General features: G+C 61.1%; 2 protein-coding genes and 1 pseudogene. 2 read left to right on the top strand and 1 reads right to left on the bottom strand.

Going from position 1 to position 1,557, the window contains the following annotated elements; genetic code table 11:
- Positions 1–392: pseudogene (locus NW820_RS04560) on the bottom strand (DNA mismatch repair protein MutS); the annotation flags it as partial.
- Between the two features lie 340 nt (positions 393–732).
- On the opposite strand from NW820_RS04560, the gene NW820_RS04555 reads away from it, so the two are divergent.
- Together NW820_RS04555 and NW820_RS04550 are read left to right on the top strand one after the other, a co-directional pair.
- Positions 733–1,014 carry a hypothetical protein gene (locus NW820_RS04555; RefSeq protein ID WP_414406806.1) on the top strand — a complete coding sequence of 94 codons (282 nt, stop codon included), beginning with the start codon at positions 733–735 and terminating at the stop codon, positions 1,012–1,014.
- A gap of 166 nt (positions 1,015–1,180) precedes the next feature.
- On the top strand, positions 1,181–1,557 hold a 377-nt coding region (locus NW820_RS04550; RefSeq protein WP_414406811.1), incomplete at its 3' end, for an AAA family ATPase.

Genomic DNA, 1,557 nt, shown 5'->3' with positions numbered 1-1,557 from the left:
TCTTCGAGGACGGTGCCAGGGGTGATCACCCGCGTCACTTCCCGCCGCACCAAGCCCTTGGCTTGCTCTGCTGGCTCCATCTGGTCGCAGACGGCCAGGGCATAGCCTTTGGCCACCAACTGGGCGGCATAGCGGTCAAAGGCGTGGTAAGGGATCCCGCACATGGGTACCCTGCCGATGGCTCCGGCCTCTCGCCCGGTGAGCACCAGCTCCAGCTCCCGCGACACCACTTGCGCATCCTGGAAAAACATCTCGTAGAAATCCCCCAGGCGGTAGAGCAGAATGGCGTGCGGGTATTGCCGCTTCAGCTCTACGTAGTGCTGCATCATGGGGGTGAGGAGGGTGGGATCCACCTCCAGGGCATTCCAAGTATGCTCGGCGGGAGAAGTCATGGCATCAAAACGTTTGCAAGCAATGGGCTCAAGGTTGAGAGCCTGGCCAAACCGGACCGATCAGCTTGGGCCATTCTAGATCTAGATGAAGTATGAGACGTTTCCCCAGCCCTTCTCCTCTGGGGAGAGGGAAGCTAGGTAATTGCCATTTCGCAGTTGGTTGAAATGACCTCGCCCAGGGTAGTCGGATCCCCCCTGAGGTAAGGCCGAGTGGCTTGGCAAAGGATTCGTTCCTCCTTCACCCGTGCCCTCGGCTGTTCTCTGCCGATTTTGGTGCTCCTCACCCCCCTGGTGCTGGGATCCCCGGCGCAAGCTCAGCGGGGCAGCGGAGCTGGGTTTTATGGGTCGCCCTGGCCGTTCCTTCTTCGAGGCCGCTTTCCGGGCTCAGGAGTACCTCAGTCGGCTACAAGCAGAGATGACCTTCGCCAACGTCAACTCTGGCAGCGTCTCTAGCCTGCAGAATCAAGTGCAGAACCTGTTGGGCAACGTGAGTACGGATCCCGGCAGCTACACCTTCGCCGACTACAGTCGCAGCAAAGCTGCCCGCTACTCTGCCCGCGCAGCCCTCCATCTGTTGGCGGCTGAGCGCCTCGGAGGGGTGGCTGCCCTGAGTAGGCGCTGATCTGGCCTACCCGGAACTGGGGATAGAAGGGATCCCTGCTGGCTGAGTCTTCGGGGTTAACCCCTCTACCTTCTCTTGCCCCTGCTGCAGTTGGGTCAAAGTGAAAGCCCCCAAAGCGGGGGCTGTTCTTGGTTAGATATTGATCGCGTCTTTACATCTGCCCTTAGTGTACCTGCGTTCTCTGCACCTGCGCCACTTTCGCAACTACCGGGATCAAGAGATCACCTTTGACGCGCCCAAAACCATCCTGGTGGGGGAGAACGCCCAGGGCAAGACCAACCTGCTGGAAGCGGTGGAGCTGTTGGCCACCTTGCGCTCGCGGCGGGCCAGCCGGGATCGGGAGCTGGTATACCAAGAGGAGCGACAAGCCCAGATTGCCGCCACGGTGGAACGGCTGGGTGTGGCCCATGAGCTGGTGATGGAGCTGCGCAGCAGCGGCAGGCGATCCCTGAAGGTGGACGGGCAGGTGCTGCGCCGCCAGGCGGACTTTTTGGGACAGGTGAATGCCGTGGTGTTCTCCAGCCTGGATCTGGAGCTGGTGCG

This window comes from Synechococcus sp. R55.7 (genome assembly GCF_047461955.1).
In the GTDB taxonomy this organism is placed as follows: domain Bacteria; phylum Cyanobacteriota; class Cyanobacteriia; order Thermostichales; family Thermostichaceae; genus Thermostichus.
This window is presented reverse-complemented; position numbering and strand designations above follow the sequence as displayed.